Origin of the sequence: Nitratidesulfovibrio liaohensis (genome assembly GCF_011682075.1) — a bacterium.
In the GTDB taxonomy this organism is placed as follows: Bacteria; Desulfobacterota; Desulfovibrionia; order Desulfovibrionales; family Desulfovibrionaceae; genus Cupidesulfovibrio; species Cupidesulfovibrio liaohensis.
The window spans coordinates 1-772 of sequence record NZ_VSMK01000693.1 but is presented as its reverse complement, the minus strand read 5'-3'; the positions used below and the strand labels follow the sequence as shown (position 1 = coordinate 772).

The following is a 772-nucleotide window of genomic DNA, read 5'->3' as shown; positions in this document are numbered from 1 at the left end:
GGCGTTCCATCCATACCGCGTCGCGGGTGACGGCGGCTGCCGCCACGGCGTCGGCCAGTTCCTGCGTGCCGGGGGCGTGGGCGGGCGCAAAGCCCAGCTGACCGCGCAGCAGCTCCGATTCGTAGATGGGCAGGCGCAGCATGTCGTCCGGGGGAACAAGCGCGCCAAGGGCCAGCAGGCGCGGCGGGTGGGTGTGCACCACGGCCATGGCGTCGGGCCGGGCACGATAGATGGCCAGATGCATGGCCCCTTCGGACGAAGGCTTGCCCCCGGCCAGCACCGCTCCGGTGGCGATGTCCACCAGCGCGAGGTCGCCGGGGCCAAGGTCGCCCTTGGCCGCACCGGAGCAGGTCAGCAGACAGGCCGTGCCCATGCGCAGGCTGGCGTTGCCGTTGAACCCGGAATACAGGCCGCGCTGCCAGCCGCGCAGGCAGATGCGCCGCAATTCGTCGGCGTAGCCGTCGGGGATGCCCTCTCCCCACAGGGAGGGAGCGGAGCCGGAAACGACGTGTACGGATGAATTGCCATTCGCATTACCATCCGCGCTCGCTTTCGTCACACCAAACGTATTACAGTCGAGATCTGCACTGTCCCCAGTCGGGTCGCCTCCGGGCGTCGATCCCGGCTGGCGCTGACGGTACGAGGTCTTGATGTCGATGACCGGCGTGCCGTCCAGCGCCTCCAGCGGGGCCACGCGCAGGCGCACGCCGCCGTCCGTGCCGGGGGCCAGTTCCAGCAGGCGCACCTCGTGCAGGCCCACCGGGTTGGGCCG

At 70.5% G+C, this 772-nt stretch carries 1 protein-coding gene; it reads right to left on the bottom strand.

Features of this window, described 5'->3' with window-relative positions:
* A partial coding sequence (locus FVW27_RS17815; RefSeq protein ID WP_167127778.1) for a TrmO family methyltransferase domain-containing protein occupies positions 1-772 on the bottom strand: 772 nt, incomplete at both ends.